This is a genomic window from Psychrobacter sp. AT9, from assembly GCF_047272965.1.
Lineage (GTDB): Bacteria > Pseudomonadota > Gammaproteobacteria > Pseudomonadales > Moraxellaceae > Psychrobacter > Psychrobacter glaciei.
Map to the genome: position 1 here is coordinate 2,800,479 of NZ_JBKOTW010000001.1, position 17,605 is coordinate 2,818,083.

Genomic DNA, 17,605 nt, shown 5'->3' on the forward strand with positions numbered 1-17,605 from the left:
ATTGCTTATTTTATTGCCAATTTTGAGGATTCCAGATGTTCGCTGCCGCCGCCGGCTCACCAAATTTAATGTTACAAGCTACAATTTTCTTGGGAGCCGCGCTGCTCTTTGTACCCCTTGGCAAACGCTTTGGTATTGCGACCGTCCTTGGTTATTTGATCACCGGACTGATATTAGGGCCTAGTGCGCTAGATGTAGCAGGCGACGCTGAGAGCTTATTACATTTTTCTGAATTTGGCGTGGTGATGCTACTCTTCATCATTGGTCTTGAGCTCCAGCCTTCACGGCTTTGGGCGCTGCGCCGCTCAATATTCGTCCTTGGCGGCTTGCAAGTCGGTCTGTCCGGCACCTTATTGATGGGTATCCTATATCAATTTTTCTCCTTACAACTCGATACTGCTTTTATTGTCGGCTTCGGCTTGGCGCTCTCTTCCACCGCTTTTGTGCTACAAATACTGACTGAAAAACAGCAGCTGTCTAGTACCCATGGTCGTGAAGCGTTTACCATCTTATTATTCCAAGATATTGCCGTGATTCCTTTATTAGCGGTCATTCCGTTTTTGTCAGGGGTGCGCGAGCAGAGCTATGACTTAATCTATTTTGGCAAGGTTTTCGCCGTTTTCGCTGGACTGATTTTTGCCAGCCGCTATGTGGTTCGACCTTTCTTTAAATTTGTCGCCTCTAGTGGTGCGACAGAATTACTGACTGCGGTCGCGCTATTTATCGTCATGGGTGTCTCTATCTTGATGGGTCAAATTGGTCTATCGATGGCGCTTGGCGCATTTTTGACTGGCGTATTGCTGGCAGATTCGGAGTACCGTCACGAGTTAGAAGCCAGTATCGAACCCTTTAAAGGATTGCTATTAGGGCTATTCTTTATGTCAGTCGGTATGTTGACTGATGTCAAACTCATTTTGGCCAAGCCCATCTTTATTATCGGCTGTGCGATGGCATTGATGTTTATCAAATTCGGTGTGGTCACCGCTATCGCAAAAATATCTGGCAATCGATGGCCAACCAGTATCAGATTGGGGGTGACTCTCGCTCAAGGGGGTGAATTTGCGTTTGTCTTGTTCAGTGTGGCCACCGCCCAAAACGTTCTGCGACCTGAGCTAGCAAACACCCTAAATCTCATTGTGACCATCTCTATGGCGCTGACGCCATTGGCATTCTTACTATTAGAAAAAATAGGAGAGCCATTATTTGCCAAAAGCAAACCCAGCCGTGAGTACGACACCATTCCCGATCATGAGCATCAGGTCATTATCGCGGGCTTTGGCCGTGTCGGTCAGATTATCGGTCGTGTATTACGCATGCATAATATCGAATTCACAGCCATCGAACGCTCTGCCAATCGGGTGGATTTTGTCCGTCGCTTTGGTAACCAAGTCTATTATGGTGATCCAAAAAACCCTGAAATATTACGTGCCGCTGGTATCAAAAAAGCACGTGTGTTTATTCTTGCCATTGACGACTTAGAGCGCTCTATTACCACCGCTCAATACTTGCGTAAGAACTACCCTGATTTAATCGTCTTGGCACGAGCGCGCGATCGTCAGCATTATTATCGCCTACGTGAAGTTGGGGTGCGTCATATTTGGCGTGAGACTTATTTATCGTCGTTAGATATGTCGCGTGAGTCCTTGCAGCTGCTCGGCATCTCTCCAGAAAAAGCGCGCGAAACCGTACAAACTTTCCGTGATTATGATGACGACTTGATTGAACGTCAGCAAGCCATCTATGATGATGAAGCTAGCCTGATTGAATCAGTACAATCATCAATGGCAGAGCTTGAAAGCTTGTTTGATGAGGATATTGGCAAGGCGCGTAAGATGGATTTGAGTGAGTTTTCTGACGCCCTAAAAAACCAAGCGACGCCCGTTGATGAAAAAGACGATATCGTTCCTGATCCTAAAGCCTAACTACCTTTTTTAATCCGTTGAGCAGTTTGGCGGCGCCAGTTTTTCGTTTAGCGAGCTGGTGCATTGCCAACTATCGCCATCTTCCACATGATAGAAAGCCACTGTTTGCTCATTGAGATAACGCAGTGGGAATTTAACATCATGAATCGTTCCTATGACAGCACAATCTGTTTTAGGAACGCCCGGCACTTGAGTGTCAATACGCACCAGCACTTGCGGGTCGTCTATGTTAAATGGCAAATCAATGGGACACTGCCCAGTCTGTTGGTAAATGACAGCCACACGATTCTGCGTCGTTTTGGTGAGGTCATAAGCATTGAATAATATTTCATTGGCTTTTGGCTTCGCGATAATAGGTAAAAACTGCACCTTAATCACCAGTAAGGCGAAAGCAAAAAGCCCAAAACCCAATCCCAAACCAAATAAGCTGACCCCACCCTCTCGGCGCAGATGTGCCTGCTGCGCGTTGTCGTCTCGTGGATGGTCATCAACGGCGTCAGCGATTTCGCGCCGTGCCATACGGTAATAATAAGCGTCTGTCCAACGCGCCACCATACACGCCCAATACAGCCAAATCATCGCTGCAATACCTAGCCGCGTTGCCATTTGATACGCATCAGGAATATAAGACATCGCCACAAATTCAAAGACAACCAACACAATCGCAATATTAAGCTGAATAAAGGACCAACCTGCCACGCTATAGACGATCGCATCCATATAGCGCTTGCGATATAGCAGCCAAGGAAAAGTAATAAAAAACGCGGCCCAATGCCATTTTGGTGATAAATAGCCTTGCTTATCAAACTGTGCAAAGCGCTTGAGATAATAGCGTTGGGTACGATGACCGATAAACCATTTATCTAACTGCTCACGCTTGGCAGCAGTCAGCTGTTCTTGGTAAAAAGGTGGCGGTGAATCCGTCTCGATAAATAACATAGCAGTAGGCTCTCGATAAAAAGCGTATCAATAATCACTGTAAGATACTTTTTTCAGCGAATAATTAGATTAAATACACTCTTTATATTCTTCATTAATATTTCATATTTATAGAATATCTTTAGTATAAACTGATGCAAAAGCCAATCATAGAGCGACTAAGCTCTTGTCCTTATTTGATTCGTGAGCATCTCATGTCTACACTCAAGCGCAATATAATCATAACCATTATGATTATTACCGTTCTAATCGCTACTGCTATAACCCTTATCATCGTTAACGTCAGTGCCATATCTGACCCTTATAAAAATGAGCTAGGTTTTGATCAAAGCACCTTTGTAGGTCAATGGCCATTTACTGCCGAGAGTGTAGTAATAAGATGCGATGAAATTAATGACAAATCAATTGTTTCTATAATAACTCTCAGTGGAGAGCGTTATATTCTCAATGCTGATTCAAATACAGACATCGATAAGCCGCCAATGAAAACACTCAGTGCAAAAGATACAATCTGGCGCGATACTGAGACAGATACTGAGACAGATAAAAACTATTTATCACCTGCTGACGCCAAAGTTTCTACGGACGATATCATCGATGCAGGTTTAAAATTATGTACGAAAGCTTAGAAAATGTTTGAAAGGAGGTTGAAAGCGGTTTACGCCATCAGCAACTGCCTGATAATTGAACGTTCACACTTGCTCATATTTAACCTATAATACGCTCATATTCGCAACTTTATAAAGTCTTAGTAACCCTATGAACCAATCCTCTAATCCCGATAACTCAAATGATATAAATCAAGTGGCTGAGCCTAATACTGCCATTGAGACCGTTTCGCAAAATGATAAACATATTCGTATTGTGAATACTTTTATGAAACGGCGCACGCACATGAATAAGAACGCCGAGCTGGCTCTCACTGATCCAGAGTTTGCTGACTACTTGGTTAATAACAGCTTCGGTGACGGCAATCTTGATGGTATCGATGACTTGCGCGTACTATTCGCCGATACGCCCAACGGTATTGATGCGCCGCTTACTGTAGAGATTGGTTTTGGACTGGGTGACTCATTCATTGAGATGGCAGCTGCCGAGCCGACGCGTAACTTTGTGGGTGTTGAAGTACACGAGCCAGGTATCGGTAAATGTGCTTATATGGCAGGTACAAAGGGTTTAAGTAACATCAAAATCATTAACGGCGACGCCATCCAATTGCTCAAGCAGCTTCCAGAAAATCATATCGACCGTATTCAGCTCTACTTCCCTGATCCATGGCAAAAAAAGCGCCATTATAAGCGTCGTTTTGTCAGCCCTGAGCGTATGGCGATTGTCACGCGCAGTTTAAAACAAGGTGGCTGGTTCCATACAGCAACCGACTGGGAGCATTATGCCTTTTGGATGGTTGAGGTTTTAGACGGTTTTTCAGGACTCACCAATCAAGCGGGTGCAGGCAACTTTACTGACCGCCCTGACTTTCGTCCAATGACCAAGTTTGAGCGCCGCGGTTTAGAGCGCGGGCATGGTGTCTGGGATTTAATCTATATTAAAGAGTAAGCCTTATCGCGTTACCCTTAATGATTTTTGACAAAGCGGCTAAGACATTTAGCCGCTTTTTTATGCAGCTGGTATTACCCATCCTCATTTTATCTAAATAGATTCAGCATTTAATCAGCCAAACCCTCTATTTGAGACGCTTTGAAGAATTTTATTTATTAAATTTACAGAGCAGCAATATGTGAAACATAGCAATTTTGACGAAATTGCCAGATGAAAAAATAGTTGCATGATGGCACAAAACATATAATTGAATGATTCGCTGACACTATACATTCATGCAAACATTGGCACTATAAGGGCTGCACGAGTTCTCCCCATAAGCTGTGGATAACCCTGTGTATAAGTCGCTACTTGACAAGAATTTTCCTAGGTAGCTTAAAGGGTTAGGTAAAATCGTTCATTTTTTGTACAATTTAAAAGCCTATATTATTCAACAACTTATATGGAAATTTAAATCATAATAAATTATTTTTAATATTTTAAAATATTATTTTAATATTAGCGATGTTTCACATAAGGTAAATAAACGCTATTTATTTGTTGTGGACAACTTATAAATCTATTGACAAACTACCCCATTATCCCGTCTGAAATAATACATAAGTTCCAGCATAGTCTATATAAAATTTCAGTCGTTTATCATGCGACATATAGTGTCGTTTAACATCATCGAACCCGCTATATGATCCGTGGTTTTTGTTATAATTGCCCTACCTAAGTAATAGTGGCACAAAGAAGCGCTTCATAATTAACGAGCTTAATACAGCTTAGAAGTTACCCCTGTAGCCATTAATTACGGACTTAATTTTACTTTTATCATTATTTGATTTTACTGTATAGTAAGGTGATATATCCAATATTACTATCTATCTCATCGATATGACAACCTATATAATCTAGCTGAACGCTGGTTACTATGTAGATAATTATCAGCACTATTAAGCCATTAACTGTCATGGTACGAATATTTTCTTTATAACACCAAATTTATAGTCTTACACCAATGATTGAAGATAAGGAATCCAGTATGGACGACAATAAAGCCAAAGCACTCAAAGCGGCACTAGGTCAAATTGAAAAGCAATTTGGTAAAAATACCATTATGCATTTAGGCGATAACTCTGCTGCGCTTGATGTCGACGTAGTATCCACAGGCTCGCTTGGTCTAGATATTGCCCTTGGTATCGGTGGCTTACCAAAAGGGCGTATCGTTGAGATCTACGGCCCAGAAAGCTCAGGTAAAACCACCATGACTTTGCAGGCGATTGCAGAATGCCAAAAGCAAGGTGGCGTATGTGCCTTTATCGATGCAGAGCATGCTCTAGATCCTGTCTATGCGCGTAAACTTGGGGTACAGACCGATGACTTGCTAGTCTCGCAGCCTGATAATGGCGAGCAAGCGCTTGAGATTACCGACATGTTAGTACGTTCGGGTGCTGTCGACATGATCGTCATTGACTCAGTCGCAGCCTTGACACCACGTGCAGAAATTGAAGGCGAAATGGGTGACTCACATATGGGTCTGCAAGCACGGCTAATGAGCCAAGCGCTACGTAAAATTACCGGTAATGCCAAACGCTCAAACTGTATGGTGGTCTTTATTAACCAAATCCGTATGAAAATTGGTGTGATGTTTGGTAGCCCTGAAACCACGACCGGTGGTAATGCGCTGAAATTCTACGCCTCAGTCCGTATGGATATTCGTCGTATCGGTGCGGTCAAAAATGGTGATGAAATCATCGGTAACCAAACTCGTGTGAAAGTTATTAAAAATAAAATGGCACCGCCATTCCGTCAAGCCGAGTTTGAAATCACTTATGGCGAAGGTACCAACCACTTAGCCGAAGTGATTGATTTGGGTGTCGAAATTGGCGCAGTCGGTAAAGCAGGTTCTTGGTACAGCTATGGCGATGAAAAAATCGGTCAAGGTAAAGCCAACTCAGTGTTATTCCTCAAAGAAAACCCTGTCATTGCTGAAGAAATTGAAGCCAAAATCCGTGCTGAAAAGCTAGGTGTTGCCGATGATAGTAGTGCTGCCGACGATAGTAAAGCACCAGAGGTAGCCAAAGCTAATAAAGAAACAGCGGCAAGTCCAGTACAATAATCGTTACCTGACTATTTTTACTGATTAGCTGACTAGGGCCTGTCCTCATTTTAAAAATGGCGATAAAAATGAGATAAGTTGCCCCCAAACAAGGAAAATAGCGTAGATAATATCGAGATATTAGTCAGCTATTTGATGCTGTTTGGCAGGATTTAACCACTTTTGACCCATTCAGATGACCATCGATTGAATTGAGGACACGCTCCAATAGTTATGAAGATTAAAACATTAGCCGAAATTCTAGCTGAGTCGGAAGCCGATTCAGCTAGTACTCCTGTCTCTAAACAAAAAACAGCCACTCAAAAGTATCTCTCTAAAAAATCTGCTAAGCGACAACAGCCTGTAGTTAAATCAAAACATCCAAAGTCTAGTCCCGTGCGCTCAACTTCTGAGGACGATGAAACATCTCAAACCGTTGATCACTTCGACAACGACACTAGCTCATTTTTTACTCCTGAACGTTCATCCAAATCCTCTAAAACCAAGTCTAAAAAGCGTAAGAAACGCTTCCATCCGGCTGCTAACTTCGAGCCAGAGCCCAATAACGTACCTACCTATCAATCGCCTGAACCGCAAAGTATCAAAGAGATGCTAGCGGAAGTTAAACGTGACATTCATGATAACTCGCTAGATGGCAAGTCCAATATAAAGGAAAACTCAGATACAGATAACGTCATCGACGACACCACATTTGGTTCCACCGATGAGCATTTATCAGAGCCAGAAAAAGACACTGCTGCAGTTAATCAAATGGACAATTTGCCATCAGCATTAAAAGCCTATCTACGTACCCCTGAACAACGACAGGCCGATGTTGATGCCATTAAAGCGGAAAGCCGCTTACGTTGGTTGGCGTTTTATTATTTATCGCGCCGTGAGCATGGCAAAGCTGAATTAAAACAAAAGCTGCTCGATAAAGAGCAGAATCCTGCCAAAATCGATGCACTACTCGAAGAGTTTGAGCAGAAAGGCTATCAAAGTGACTATCGCACTACCCTCATGCTTATTCGTGAAAATATTCGTAAAGGTCGGGGACGTGGACGTATCAAGCAGGAGTTTTATCGTAAAAAGATGGCCATGCCTGATAATATCGACGAGCTAATCGATATGGCGAATGCAGAGTCAGATGAATTTAGCGAATTTGTAGATGACAGCGCCGACAACCTCGTCGAAGGGATTGATTGGCTGAAATTAGCGGTTGCCGCCCGCACCAAAAAATATGGTGACGACATCCCCACTGAGCAAAAAGCCAAAGCTCGCCAACTACGATTTTTACAATATAGAGGTTTCAAGAGTGATATTTGCTTTGCTGCGCTCAACTATACGCTAGACACATTAGATGAGCGCTTTTAGACTAATGACTCATAACGATTGATTAGTCGTAAAAAAAGAGTACGTGATTAGACATACTCTTTTTTATTGCATTTTTATCAATACTGGTTTGTTAAAAAGCAGCTATTTTAGCGTGGTTATTTTAACGTAGCCAGTCGACTAGATAATTGGCCAATGATCTGAGCGATCTCTTGATTGGCCTCAGCTTCATTGTCTAGGTTGCCGTTTGGCGTCAACTGGTTCATCACTTCTGGCAGTAATTCCGCTAAACCTTGACGCACTTCAGTCTCATTAGCACCAGTCTGTGCAGCTACTTGCTGAATCTCGTTTTCGTCAAATAATTGGTTGATTTCATTAGGATCCAAATTATCATTGACCTCATTGCTACTCATCCAAGAACGTACTTGATTGTCGTGACCCATACCTGTAATTTTTGAGAGAGCAGCGCCTAAGCCGCCATTACGCTGAATCCAGCTCAATACCATGGGCATGAGAGCGGCAACCAGCATGCCTTTACCACCGCTACTACTTCTATTACTTTGACCACCCAGTACGCTACCTAGGATGTCGCCCAAACCACCCGCACCAGTGCTCATACCGCCGCGTTGACTGCTGCCAGTGAGACTACCTATAATGTCGTCCAGACCAAATCCATTATCCGTCTGACGATCATACTGCTGTGGGTTATAACCGCCGGTTTGGCCACCGCCCAATACCCCACCTAAAATATCACCCAGCCCGCCAGTGCGGCGTGATGTCGTACGCTGATTGACAGGATTGCGCTGTGCATCATCTGGAGCCATCGCACTACGTGCTACTTGACTGACTAAATTCCCTAATAAGCTCATAATTTCTTCCTTTTTGTTCATTTTATTTGTTGTTCTCAGCCGCTATGCCATCTGACCAGACCGTTATAAAATCAATAAATGGCATAAAAGCTGAATATTTTTTCGTATTTCAATATAACAAATCTATCTTACTATCGAGATAGGTGTTTTGTTATTCACCATATTGGCCTATTAAAATCATTACAAACCTAGGGTCTGTTGAACATTCAGGAGAAACCTCGTGTGTCCAATCAAGTTGTTGTTGCAGCAGTCACATTCGCCAGAATATTTAGCTCTCGCCATTGCTCAAGGCCCACTTGATCGCGAAATACAGTCACCGACAAGGGGCGCTGATAAGGCTCTGTAATAATAAAATCAAAGCTCATCGTCCAATAATCATGTTGAACAGTCCTCAATTGTGCTTGCCATAGCCCATCACCTTGACTCGTGCGTATCAAAAGTTGCCACTGTTGATCGACACGATGGTCGAGCGGTGGCTGCGTTAAATGCAATAAAATAGGACGCGACAATGCCAGATAGCTAACGACGGCTGCCGTGATCGTTAGTATCAGTACATATTGCCATAACGCCAATGCAGCAAGCCATGCCAATCCAAGCATGACTGACGCCAAACCAAGATACAGTAACGTACGCAAATGGCTAGCGGTCTTGATAGCAGTATCAATCCGTGGTGAGGTAATCATTGTCATATATACAAAACTGCCATATGGGAAAAACCGTCATATTTATCAGATTGTCTCAGTCATCAATACAAATTTAACAACATAAAAGGAAACTCAAAATCATGGATAGCTTATCAATTAAGCTATCCAGCTATAATATGGTCAGTTCGGAATAAAATCGATACATTACTCGTTAGGTACGACTGTTATAAATTTTGCTTGCTTACTGCTATCACAGAGGCTACGAAAAATTCATCCCAATCGCACCGTATCTGTTTCAAAGTAAATCGACTATATATCCTTAGTATGACGCCATGTTTTAATCTTATTCACTAGCGCCCATATGCTTTCATCATCTGGACGATTTTGATTGGTAAAATAATCCAATAAATCTGGATCTTCATGAGTCAGCATTTGGGCAAAGCTTTCCTGCTCAGCGGGGTCTGCTGTTAAATAAAGCTCTTTCACATATAGGTCAATATAAAAGTCCAATTCCTTTAAGCCACGACGGGCTTGATAGATGACACGCCGCTGTTCATTGGTTGGCTCTGGCTGGGTCGTAGTGGTCATAGCATTACTCTCATTATTTTAGTAGGTGTTCAGATTAATATTAAATGTTAATTATTAGCGCTAACTATTAGGGTCTGTTGAACATTCAAATGTGGTACTGGCAGTGATTAGAGCCATACTAACGCTAACTTCTTAGTGTTGATTGTAGGCAGACAATTGATGCCATAACGCCACTGCTTGCTGCATCATCGCGACATTATGGGTACGTATAATACTAGCGCCTTGTTGCAGGGCAAATATACCAGCAGCAACACCGACCGTATCTCGTTCTACCGCCTCAGTTGTAGCCACCGCTTCGACGCCACTTTTGGTCAATACTTCTGCTAAAAAACGCTTGCGGGAGATACCAAACATCATGGGCAAGCCAAGACTTTGTAACTCTCCTAGCTTAGACAATAGTGCGCAATGATGTTCATAGTTTTTGGCAAAACCAAAACCTGGGTCGATCATTATTTTCTCACGCTTAACACCAACGCTCGTGACTTCATCGATACGAGCGCTTAGCTCCGCTTTGACGTCAGCGATCACATCGTCATAACGCGCCAGATTATTCATCGTCGTCGGCTCACCACGCATATGCATCAACATAACTGGTATATCAAGCTCCGCCGCTAACGCTGCTGCACCCTCGCGTTTGAGCGCTCGTACATCATTCCAAATATCAGCGCCTGCCTCAAAAGCTGCCTGCATAACAGTAGGATTACTGGTATCGATAGACAACCAAACGGCATTACCAAGTTGCTGTCTAATTGCTTTAACGATCGGCACAACTCGTTTCATTTCTTCAGCGGTAGCAACGGCGTCAGCATTTGGACGGGTAGATTCACCGCCAATATCAATAATGGTCGCACCCGCCTCTATCATCTCTTTGGCATGAGCAAGCGCGCTGTCGATAGCATTAAACTGGCCGCCGTCTGAAAATGAATCGGGTGTGACGTTGAGGATGCCCATAATGTGTGGTTGCGATAAATCTAAAGTTTTTTCGCGACTAGAGACGGTATAAATAGGTAAAGGTTGAAATAATAACATAGCCAATCCGTTGTAGATTAAATGTATAAAAACTGGGCTAGCGCTCTATTTTTCTCTTATGATATCAGTAAACCTGCTGTCTTTCTAAATCCTTCATAAAATGATGACAATAAAAAAGCCCTCTATTAAAAAGGGCTTTTTATGTTTGCTACTCATGAGCGGTAAACTACATCGCTGGTAATGGCGGCGGAGTCGAGCCCGTCGTTTTCACATCGTTTTTGGCTAAGTTTACTTCATTATGCTGGTACACTCTAGGTGGACGTGGATCTTCACCCGCTATGATGTCTTGCAGTTGATCACTATTAATGGTCTCCCACTTCATCAGCGCATCAACCATCGCATGCATTTTTTCTTGATTGCCTTCAATCAGTTCTCGAGCGATATCATACTGCTCTTCTAGCATGCGGCGAACTTCGTCATCAACTTTTTGCTGAGTTGCTTCAGAAATCGTACGACCACCGCCACCAAAGTAACCTTGTGAGTTGTCATCATCTTCATAGACCATGATACCTAGGGCATCTGACATACCGTACTTAGTTACCATCGCTCGTGCCATTTTGGTTGCACGTTCAAAGTCGTTTGAGGCACCCGTCGACATCTGATTGATAAAGACTTCTTCAGCGATACGGCCACCGAATAGAATTGCAATGTCGCTGAGCATTTTTGACTTATACATACTGGTTTGATCATGCTCAGGCAGCTGCCAAGTTACCCCAAGGGCAAAACCACGCGGCATAATCGTGACTTTATGCACTGGGTCGGTACCCGGTAGTAGCTCAGCCACTAGCGCGTGACCTGCTTCATGATAAGCAGTGGCACGGCGTTCCTCTTCACGGATGACCATTGATTTACGCTCAGGACCCATGTACAGCTTATCCTTGGCATCTTCAAAGTCATTCATATCAACGCTACGCTTGTTACGACGCGCAGCAAACAAAGCGGCTTCGTTCACAAGGTTGGCTAACTGTGCCCCGCTAAATCCTGGTGTACCACGAGCCAAAGAGTTGGCATCAACACTAACGGTATTCGGCAACTTTCTTAAATGCACTTTTAATATTTGCTCGCGGCCTTTGATATCTGGCAAGCCAACTTGTACCTGACGGTCAAAACGACCCGGACGTAATAGCGCTTTATCAAGAACGTCAGCACGGTTAGTGGCGGCAATGACGATAACGCCTTCATTGCCTTCAAAACCATCCATCTCAACCAATAATTGGTTTAGCGTTTGCTCACGCTCATCGTTACCGCCGCCCATACCTGAGCCACGATGACGACCGACTGCATCAATCTCATCGATAAAGATGATACAAGGGGCACTTTTCTTCGCTTGCTCAAACATATCACGGACACGCGAGGCACCGACACCAACGAACATCTCAACGAAATCAGAACCTGAAATTGAGAAGAATGGTACTTTCGCTTCACCAGCAATCGCTCTTGCTAGCAACGTTTTACCTGTCCCTGGAGGGCCTACCATCAAGATACCACGTGGAATGGTTGCACCAAGTTTGGTAAATTTATCAGGATCACGCAGGAACTCGACCACTTCGACCACTTCTTCTTTGGCTTCTTCACAACCCGCCACGTCTTCGAAGTTGACCTTGATTTGGTCTTCAGTCAGCATCTTAGCTTTTGATTTACCAAAGCTCATTGGGCCGCCGCCTTTACCGCCTGCACCGCCCTGCATATTACGCATAAAGAATAAGAACAGACCAATAATCAATAGGATTGGGAAACTGGCTATCAGTAACTGCATCAACACGCTTTGACGTTTCGGTGCTGTGCCCTGAACCTCAACTTGGTTCTCGCGCAATAATGGCATTAGTTGCTCATCAGCCACGGCTGGTCTAATGGTCTCAAAAGATGAGCCATTTTTCTTTTCGCCGGTGATCTGCTCGCCATCAATTTCAACACTGGCTACCTGACTTTCTGACACAGCGGTCACAAATTCAGAGTAGTTAAGGCTATCCGGCTCAGACGATTGGTCAAAGCCGCTAAACACCAGCACCAAAACGCCGATTACCACCAGCCACAATAAGGTATTTTTTACCATGTCGCTCACTAGTTATTCCCATCCCTTACTTATTGGTGTGTTTACTAAACACGTGACGTCTATAAACGCATTGCTCATTGCTTGAATAACTGCCCAGACACTTAACACTGTACTTGCATTGCAGCGACTAAAAAGACGCATTAACAAGTACTCGCTATCATTGACCTATCGTAAATGAGCTGATAAAGCGCTTATTTTCAGACGACTTTGCTTAAAACATATGCTCGAAACAAAGTTAATATACCATGATATGTGGTGTTGTCCTGCATAATTCAAGCAGGTTTCACTTTTATTCAGTTAACGATTGTAGCGGTTTTTATAGTGCGATAATGATACTTTATGGTGACTCATCATCTCGCTTACAATAGCAACAACTCATTGATGTTAAAACTATTTAATCGCTATCCAAAACATCTCTTTTGAGCGTGGTCGTGATGCACCTGGCTTGATACTACGAATCTTACTAAAATCGAGCTGCATCTGCTTGCGTAATTCTTGTGTACCCTCGCCCTGAAACACTTTCATAATAAGCGCGCCACCTTCTGGTAAGGTTGCAAGTGCAAAGTCCACTGCCAGCTCGCACAAGTACATCATACGCGGCTGATCAATTGCGCTATTGCCAGCAGTATTGGGAGCCATGTCAGACAATACTACGTCAACCTGCCTGTCACCGACTTCTGCCATAATGGCGTCAAAAACCTCAGCTTCACGGAAATCACCTTGAATAAAGGTAACATCAGGCAAGGTATCCATCGCTAAAATATCAGAGGCAATCAAGATACCTTGTTCACCTACCAATTGGCCAGCAACTTGTGACCAACTGCCCGGTGCACTACCCAAATCAACGACCGTCATGCCTTTTTTGATAAGGTTGGTCTTTTCATTTATTTCTAATAGCTTATAAGCAGCACGGGCACGATAGCCATCTTTTTGCGCCTTTTGGACATAATGATCGTCAATATGCTCTTTCATCCAAGCACTGCTGCTCTTTGACAGTTTTTTGTTCTCAATACGCGTGGCCAAAATACCTGCTCCTATTACCTTACAAAACCTGAATACAATTTTTTGAATCGCTTTATCACTTACAAACTAAATTTAATAAAGCGTCGATTACTCTAGATGTGTCATCAATCAGGCTATTTATTCGTTGATGGTCGCAAACTGACCAAATTCTATTGGTTAAAACACTGCTTTATAAGGCAGTAGCGTTTATAATGTGACCAAACATTCAGTTTAACATTTTCGTCACGTAAAATCGTGCAAAATCCTGCTGATCTCATGCAAGATGGGCACAGATTATCTATAATGATCAATCACTGTTTTTTGACAGTACCATTTTTATTTTTACCAACACCTAGGAATTCTATGCAACTCGATAACGCTACTATCAAACGCCTAAAAGGCATCGGTCACGAGCTAAAACCTGTCGTTATGATTGGCAATAAAGGTATTACACCGACCATTACTGAAGAGATTGATCGTGCTTTATCAGATCATGAGCTCATCAAAGTGAAATTGCCTGCTGGCACAAAAGAAGAACGCGATGTCATCGGTGCTGAGCTTGCCGCAGCAGCAAAGGCCTCTTTGGTACATTCAATTGGCCGTATGGCCTTGTTACTACGTAAAAATCCAAACGCCAACCCTAAGCTATCAAACCTTGCTCGTCACACGCAGTAGTGTGTCATGCTCAGCTTGATTTGAGTGTTTTGATACAACCTAAAAGCCGCGATGCAATCTGCTCGCGGCTTTTATTTTTTTGTGAACTTATTATAACTACTTGAGTCATACCAAATTATGAGCCAGACTTTTAACCTTTGCATCGCCACTGAAAAGATAGCAGATGATGCCCAGCAGCTTGGCGTTAGTATAGACACGCTAAGAGCTATCCAAGTCGTTGTGCATGCGACTATCATGCAGCAGCCACAATTGCATTTACAGCTAACCTATCAAATCATCTTGCCCACACAATCTTTGGTGGGTCAATTAGACTGGCCTACTTGGAAAGAAGTAAACGTCGGCTTTACTGACTATTTGTGGGAAGAGAGCTGTCTTGAATGCTTTATAACAGGTAACTCAATAAATAATCACGATATGGCTGACATTAGCAGTAATTCGAATTATATTGAAGTTAACGCCAGCCCAGATGGTCGTTATGCGCTTTATCAGTTTGACAGCTATCGAAACCCTGCCACTCTGCCACCACCCCGCTTGTTATTAGCAAATGGGCGTACACCCGCAAAGATTAGCTGGACTGACCACGCAAATACGCAAATACCATCAATAAATGCCAATGCCTCGAACAAATTATCGAAAACGCATACACCTCATAGCTGCGAGCGAACCTTGGGTGTGCCATTAGACAAACTGTCTAGCCAAAATTTTGCTATCAGTAATATGACTATTGAGCACATACATCCTTGCGTCATTTTATGGTTCGGTGAAACCGCTTTATATTTCGCACCTACACATGCCTCTCCGCCTGACTTTCACGACCGTCGCTACTGGTCTAGGTTTGATCCTGAAACTGCCTTACTTAACCAGCTAGCGTCATCGATAGCAACTGAACGATAACGCGTATCTAGGGCGTGTCTTCAATTCACTCGATAGTCATCTAAATGGGCTAAAAATGGCTAAATCTTGCCAAACATCGTCAAATAGCTGGTTAATATCCCGATATTATCTGCGCTATTTTTCTTGTTTGACGGCAATTTATCTCATTTTTATCACCATTTTTAAAATGAAGACACGCCCTAATATTATTAAACAAAAAAAACCAGCAATGTCATTAAGAGCATTACTGGATTCGGAGAAAACGGTTTACTTAAAATACGATGTACTTGACGCTTATTAGTCAGCCATTGCAAGGTAAATACCACGGTCTGATGCATCATCAACGTACTGCGAGTCACGCCATGTAGTATAGCTATAAGTGCCACTGTATGGGCTAATGCTATTTTGACGGAAGTCTGATACCCAATCATTGCCATCAAAGATCTGGATATGACCATGTGGACGACTTGACGTGCGATTGTAGACTACAACATCACCAACTTGTGGCGACATATCGTTACTGATTTTGCTAAAGCCTGCTTGAGCAAGCGTACCACGAGAGGCGTACTGATAAGCTGAAGGATTTGGCGTAAATTCATAACCTGCTGATTGTAGCGCTTTGCGTACATAGCGAGCACAGTAACCAGAGCTTCTAGATAGCGCTACTCGTGACGCGCTTGCTGCTGCCATGGCAGGAGCAGAGTTGCGATCAGGCACACGGCTGGCTTGCTGCTGACGCTGCTCATACGATAAACGACTGGTTAGCGAGGCAAGCTGATATTCTTTTTGCTTGGCATGTGCGCTTAAGTTGTCAATCGCTTGACTGATTTCGTCGTTGCTATATACATGAGCACCACTATTAGTGCTATAGATGTTACGACTAGAACCGTAGTTCGCAGAAGTAGAGATATTGGTGATGGTATGACTCAAGGTATTATTTGGTTGAAAGGTGGTCTCGGCAGCACCACTCGTTTGTGCTATGCCCATTCCCAGTACTGACAAAATTAATAAAGCTTGTTTCATAAATTTACTACCTATTTGTTAATACAAGACTGCTCGTCATCCGTGACAAAGCATCAATTAGTTTAGAGGACATAATCATCAAATAAACATGATAAAATCCTTAGTACAACAGCTCACTCTTTTTTCTACAGTAACTAACGCTGGTGTTATTGGCAGCGCGGTCTTCTGCTTCATAAATCGTTTGCTATCCATCCCATATATATTGAGCTTATTTGTTATGAATATCGATTTTGTCACCTATTAGATGAGTCATTACGATGTCAAAAAAACAGCCTAATCGGCTTGCCCAACTTATTGATCATCAAGCCTTTGCTGGTAGCGCGCTACCCCAAACCCTTGCTGACAATATGCGTCTATATATTGAAGCAACCACTGAGATAAAAGAGCTTCTAATAGACTGTCTACCGGAAGAAATTCTTAGTACCTGCTGGGTCGTTGGCTTAACCTCTGAGCAATTAACACTCAGTGTGGGCTCAATGACCGCTGCTAACCATATTCGCTATTTACAGAACGCTTATTTGCAGATATTAACAGAGCAGTCGATTACATTTAAACAACTCAAGCAAATTCGCGTCGTTGTAGCTAAAATATCTGCGCATAGTCTTTCATCTAAAAAACCATTAGCGCTATCAGCAACTTTATCAAAGTCTCACAAAGCCAATGAAAATCAGGCTCTTAGCCAAAACACAAAGCGGACTATATCACAGGCCGCAGAGCATGTCACCACTGATGAAAAGCTCAAAAAAGCACTTTTGCGCTTAGCAAATCATTAAAAATCCCGACTTCAACATGTAAAGTTATGTAACAATTTCCAAAAAACATGGCCATTTACGCTAGGTTTTTGTAATGACGTAAACAAAAAAAATCATCTGTTAGTCAGCTTCACAATGTGAATACGACTAACAGATGATTTTTTGATTACCTACAGCGTCGGTATTATCTACGCTAACGTTGTATTGTTTAAAAATACTTACTTATATATCTATGTATGAGAATATAAATTAACGGTTCTT

Annotated in this window: 16 protein-coding genes; 8 read left to right on the top strand and 8 right to left on the bottom strand. The window is 42.9% G+C overall.

The window, feature by feature from the left end:
- Window positions 1-35 precede the first annotated feature (35 nt).
- Entirely contained in the window at window positions 36-1,922 is a 1,887-nt protein-coding gene (locus ACMFL8_RS11730; RefSeq protein WP_010201442.1) for a monovalent cation:proton antiporter-2 (CPA2) family protein, read from the top strand.
- A 9-nt stretch (window positions 1,923-1,931) separates the two neighbouring features.
- Here the strand turns inward: ACMFL8_RS11730 and ACMFL8_RS11735 are convergent, their stop codons facing one another.
- Window positions 1,932-2,861 (bottom strand): DUF2628 domain-containing protein, encoded by a 930-nt coding sequence (locus tag ACMFL8_RS11735; protein ID WP_413191082.1) that lies wholly within the window; start codon window positions 2,859-2,861, stop codon window positions 1,932-1,934.
- A 134-nt stretch (window positions 2,862-2,995) separates the two neighbouring features.
- Here ACMFL8_RS11735 and ACMFL8_RS11740 point away from each other — a divergent pair, with 134 nt between their 5' ends.
- The 4 genes from ACMFL8_RS11740 (at window position 2,996) to ACMFL8_RS11755 (ending at window position 7,878) form a co-directional block, all read left to right on the top strand.
- Window positions 2,996-3,490, top strand: a complete 495-nt coding sequence (locus tag ACMFL8_RS11740; protein ID WP_413191083.1) for a hypothetical protein — start codon at window positions 2,996-2,998, stop codon at window positions 3,488-3,490.
- Window positions 3,491-3,620: 130 nt separating this feature from the next.
- Window positions 3,621-4,418: a tRNA (guanosine(46)-N7)-methyltransferase TrmB gene (trmB, locus tag ACMFL8_RS11745; RefSeq protein ID WP_413191084.1), complete on the top strand. Its 798-nt coding sequence runs from the start codon at window positions 3,621-3,623 to the stop codon at window positions 4,416-4,418.
- Between the two features lie 1,030 nt (window positions 4,419-5,448).
- Window positions 5,449-6,525 carry a recombinase RecA gene (recA, locus tag ACMFL8_RS11750; RefSeq protein WP_413191085.1) on the top strand — a complete coding sequence of 359 codons (1,077 nt, stop codon included), beginning with the start codon at window positions 5,449-5,451 and terminating at the stop codon, window positions 6,523-6,525.
- Between the two features lie 213 nt (window positions 6,526-6,738).
- A complete protein-coding gene (locus tag ACMFL8_RS11755; RefSeq protein WP_413191086.1) occupies window positions 6,739-7,878 on the top strand; it encodes a regulatory protein RecX in 1,140 nt (379 codons plus the stop codon).
- Window positions 7,879-7,994: 116 nt separating this feature from the next.
- Here ACMFL8_RS11755 and ACMFL8_RS11760 read toward each other — a convergent pair whose 3' ends face one another.
- The 6 genes from ACMFL8_RS11760 to ACMFL8_RS11785 all read right to left on the bottom strand — a co-directional run bounded on the left by ACMFL8_RS11760 (window position 7,995) and on the right by ACMFL8_RS11785 (window position 14,042).
- Entirely contained in the window at window positions 7,995-8,705 is a 711-nt protein-coding gene (locus ACMFL8_RS11760; RefSeq protein WP_413191087.1) for a YidB family protein, read from the bottom strand.
- Window positions 8,706-8,935: 230 nt separating this feature from the next.
- On the bottom strand, window positions 8,936-9,394 hold the full coding sequence (locus ACMFL8_RS11765; protein ID WP_413191088.1) for a hypothetical protein: 459 nt from the start codon (window positions 9,392-9,394) through the stop codon (window positions 8,936-8,938).
- 264 nt (window positions 9,395-9,658) lie between these two features.
- Window positions 9,659-9,937 carry a succinate dehydrogenase assembly factor 2 gene (locus tag ACMFL8_RS11770; RefSeq protein ID WP_010201454.1) on the bottom strand — a complete coding sequence of 93 codons (279 nt, stop codon included), beginning with the start codon at window positions 9,935-9,937 and terminating at the stop codon, window positions 9,659-9,661.
- 132 nt (window positions 9,938-10,069) lie between these two features.
- On the bottom strand, window positions 10,070-10,966 hold the full coding sequence (gene folP / locus ACMFL8_RS11775; protein ID WP_413191089.1) for a dihydropteroate synthase: 897 nt from the start codon (window positions 10,964-10,966) through the stop codon (window positions 10,070-10,072).
- A gap of 166 nt (window positions 10,967-11,132) precedes the next feature.
- Window positions 11,133-13,028, bottom strand: coding sequence for an ATP-dependent zinc metalloprotease FtsH (gene ftsH / locus ACMFL8_RS11780; RefSeq protein ID WP_308430273.1), 1,896 nt, complete (start codon window positions 13,026-13,028; stop codon window positions 11,133-11,135).
- A gap of 381 nt (window positions 13,029-13,409) precedes the next feature.
- A complete protein-coding gene (locus ACMFL8_RS11785) occupies window positions 13,410-14,042 on the bottom strand; it encodes an RlmE family RNA methyltransferase (protein WP_025652421.1) in 633 nt (210 codons plus the stop codon).
- Window positions 14,043-14,384: 342 nt separating this feature from the next.
- On the opposite strand from ACMFL8_RS11785, the gene ACMFL8_RS11790 reads away from it, so the two are divergent.
- Window positions 14,385-14,696 carry a YhbY family RNA-binding protein gene (locus tag ACMFL8_RS11790; protein WP_010201459.1) on the top strand — a complete coding sequence of 104 codons (312 nt, stop codon included), beginning with the start codon at window positions 14,385-14,387 and terminating at the stop codon, window positions 14,694-14,696.
- 117 nt (window positions 14,697-14,813) lie between these two features.
- Entirely contained in the window at window positions 14,814-15,590 is a 777-nt protein-coding gene (locus ACMFL8_RS11795) for a hypothetical protein (protein ID WP_413191090.1), read from the top strand.
- A 276-nt stretch (window positions 15,591-15,866) separates the two neighbouring features.
- Here ACMFL8_RS11795 and ACMFL8_RS11800 read toward each other — a convergent pair whose 3' ends face one another.
- The gene (locus ACMFL8_RS11800; RefSeq protein WP_010201465.1) at window positions 15,867-16,592 is read right to left on the bottom strand and encodes a CHAP domain-containing protein; all 726 of its coding nucleotides are present in this window, start codon (window positions 16,590-16,592) and stop codon (window positions 15,867-15,869) included.
- A gap of 257 nt (window positions 16,593-16,849) precedes the next feature.
- On the opposite strand from ACMFL8_RS11800, the gene ACMFL8_RS11805 reads away from it, so the two are divergent.
- Window positions 16,850-17,365 carry a hypothetical protein gene (locus tag ACMFL8_RS11805; protein ID WP_189585447.1) on the top strand — a complete coding sequence of 172 codons (516 nt, stop codon included), beginning with the start codon at window positions 16,850-16,852 and terminating at the stop codon, window positions 17,363-17,365.
- The last annotated feature ends 240 nt before the right edge of the window (window positions 17,366-17,605 follow it).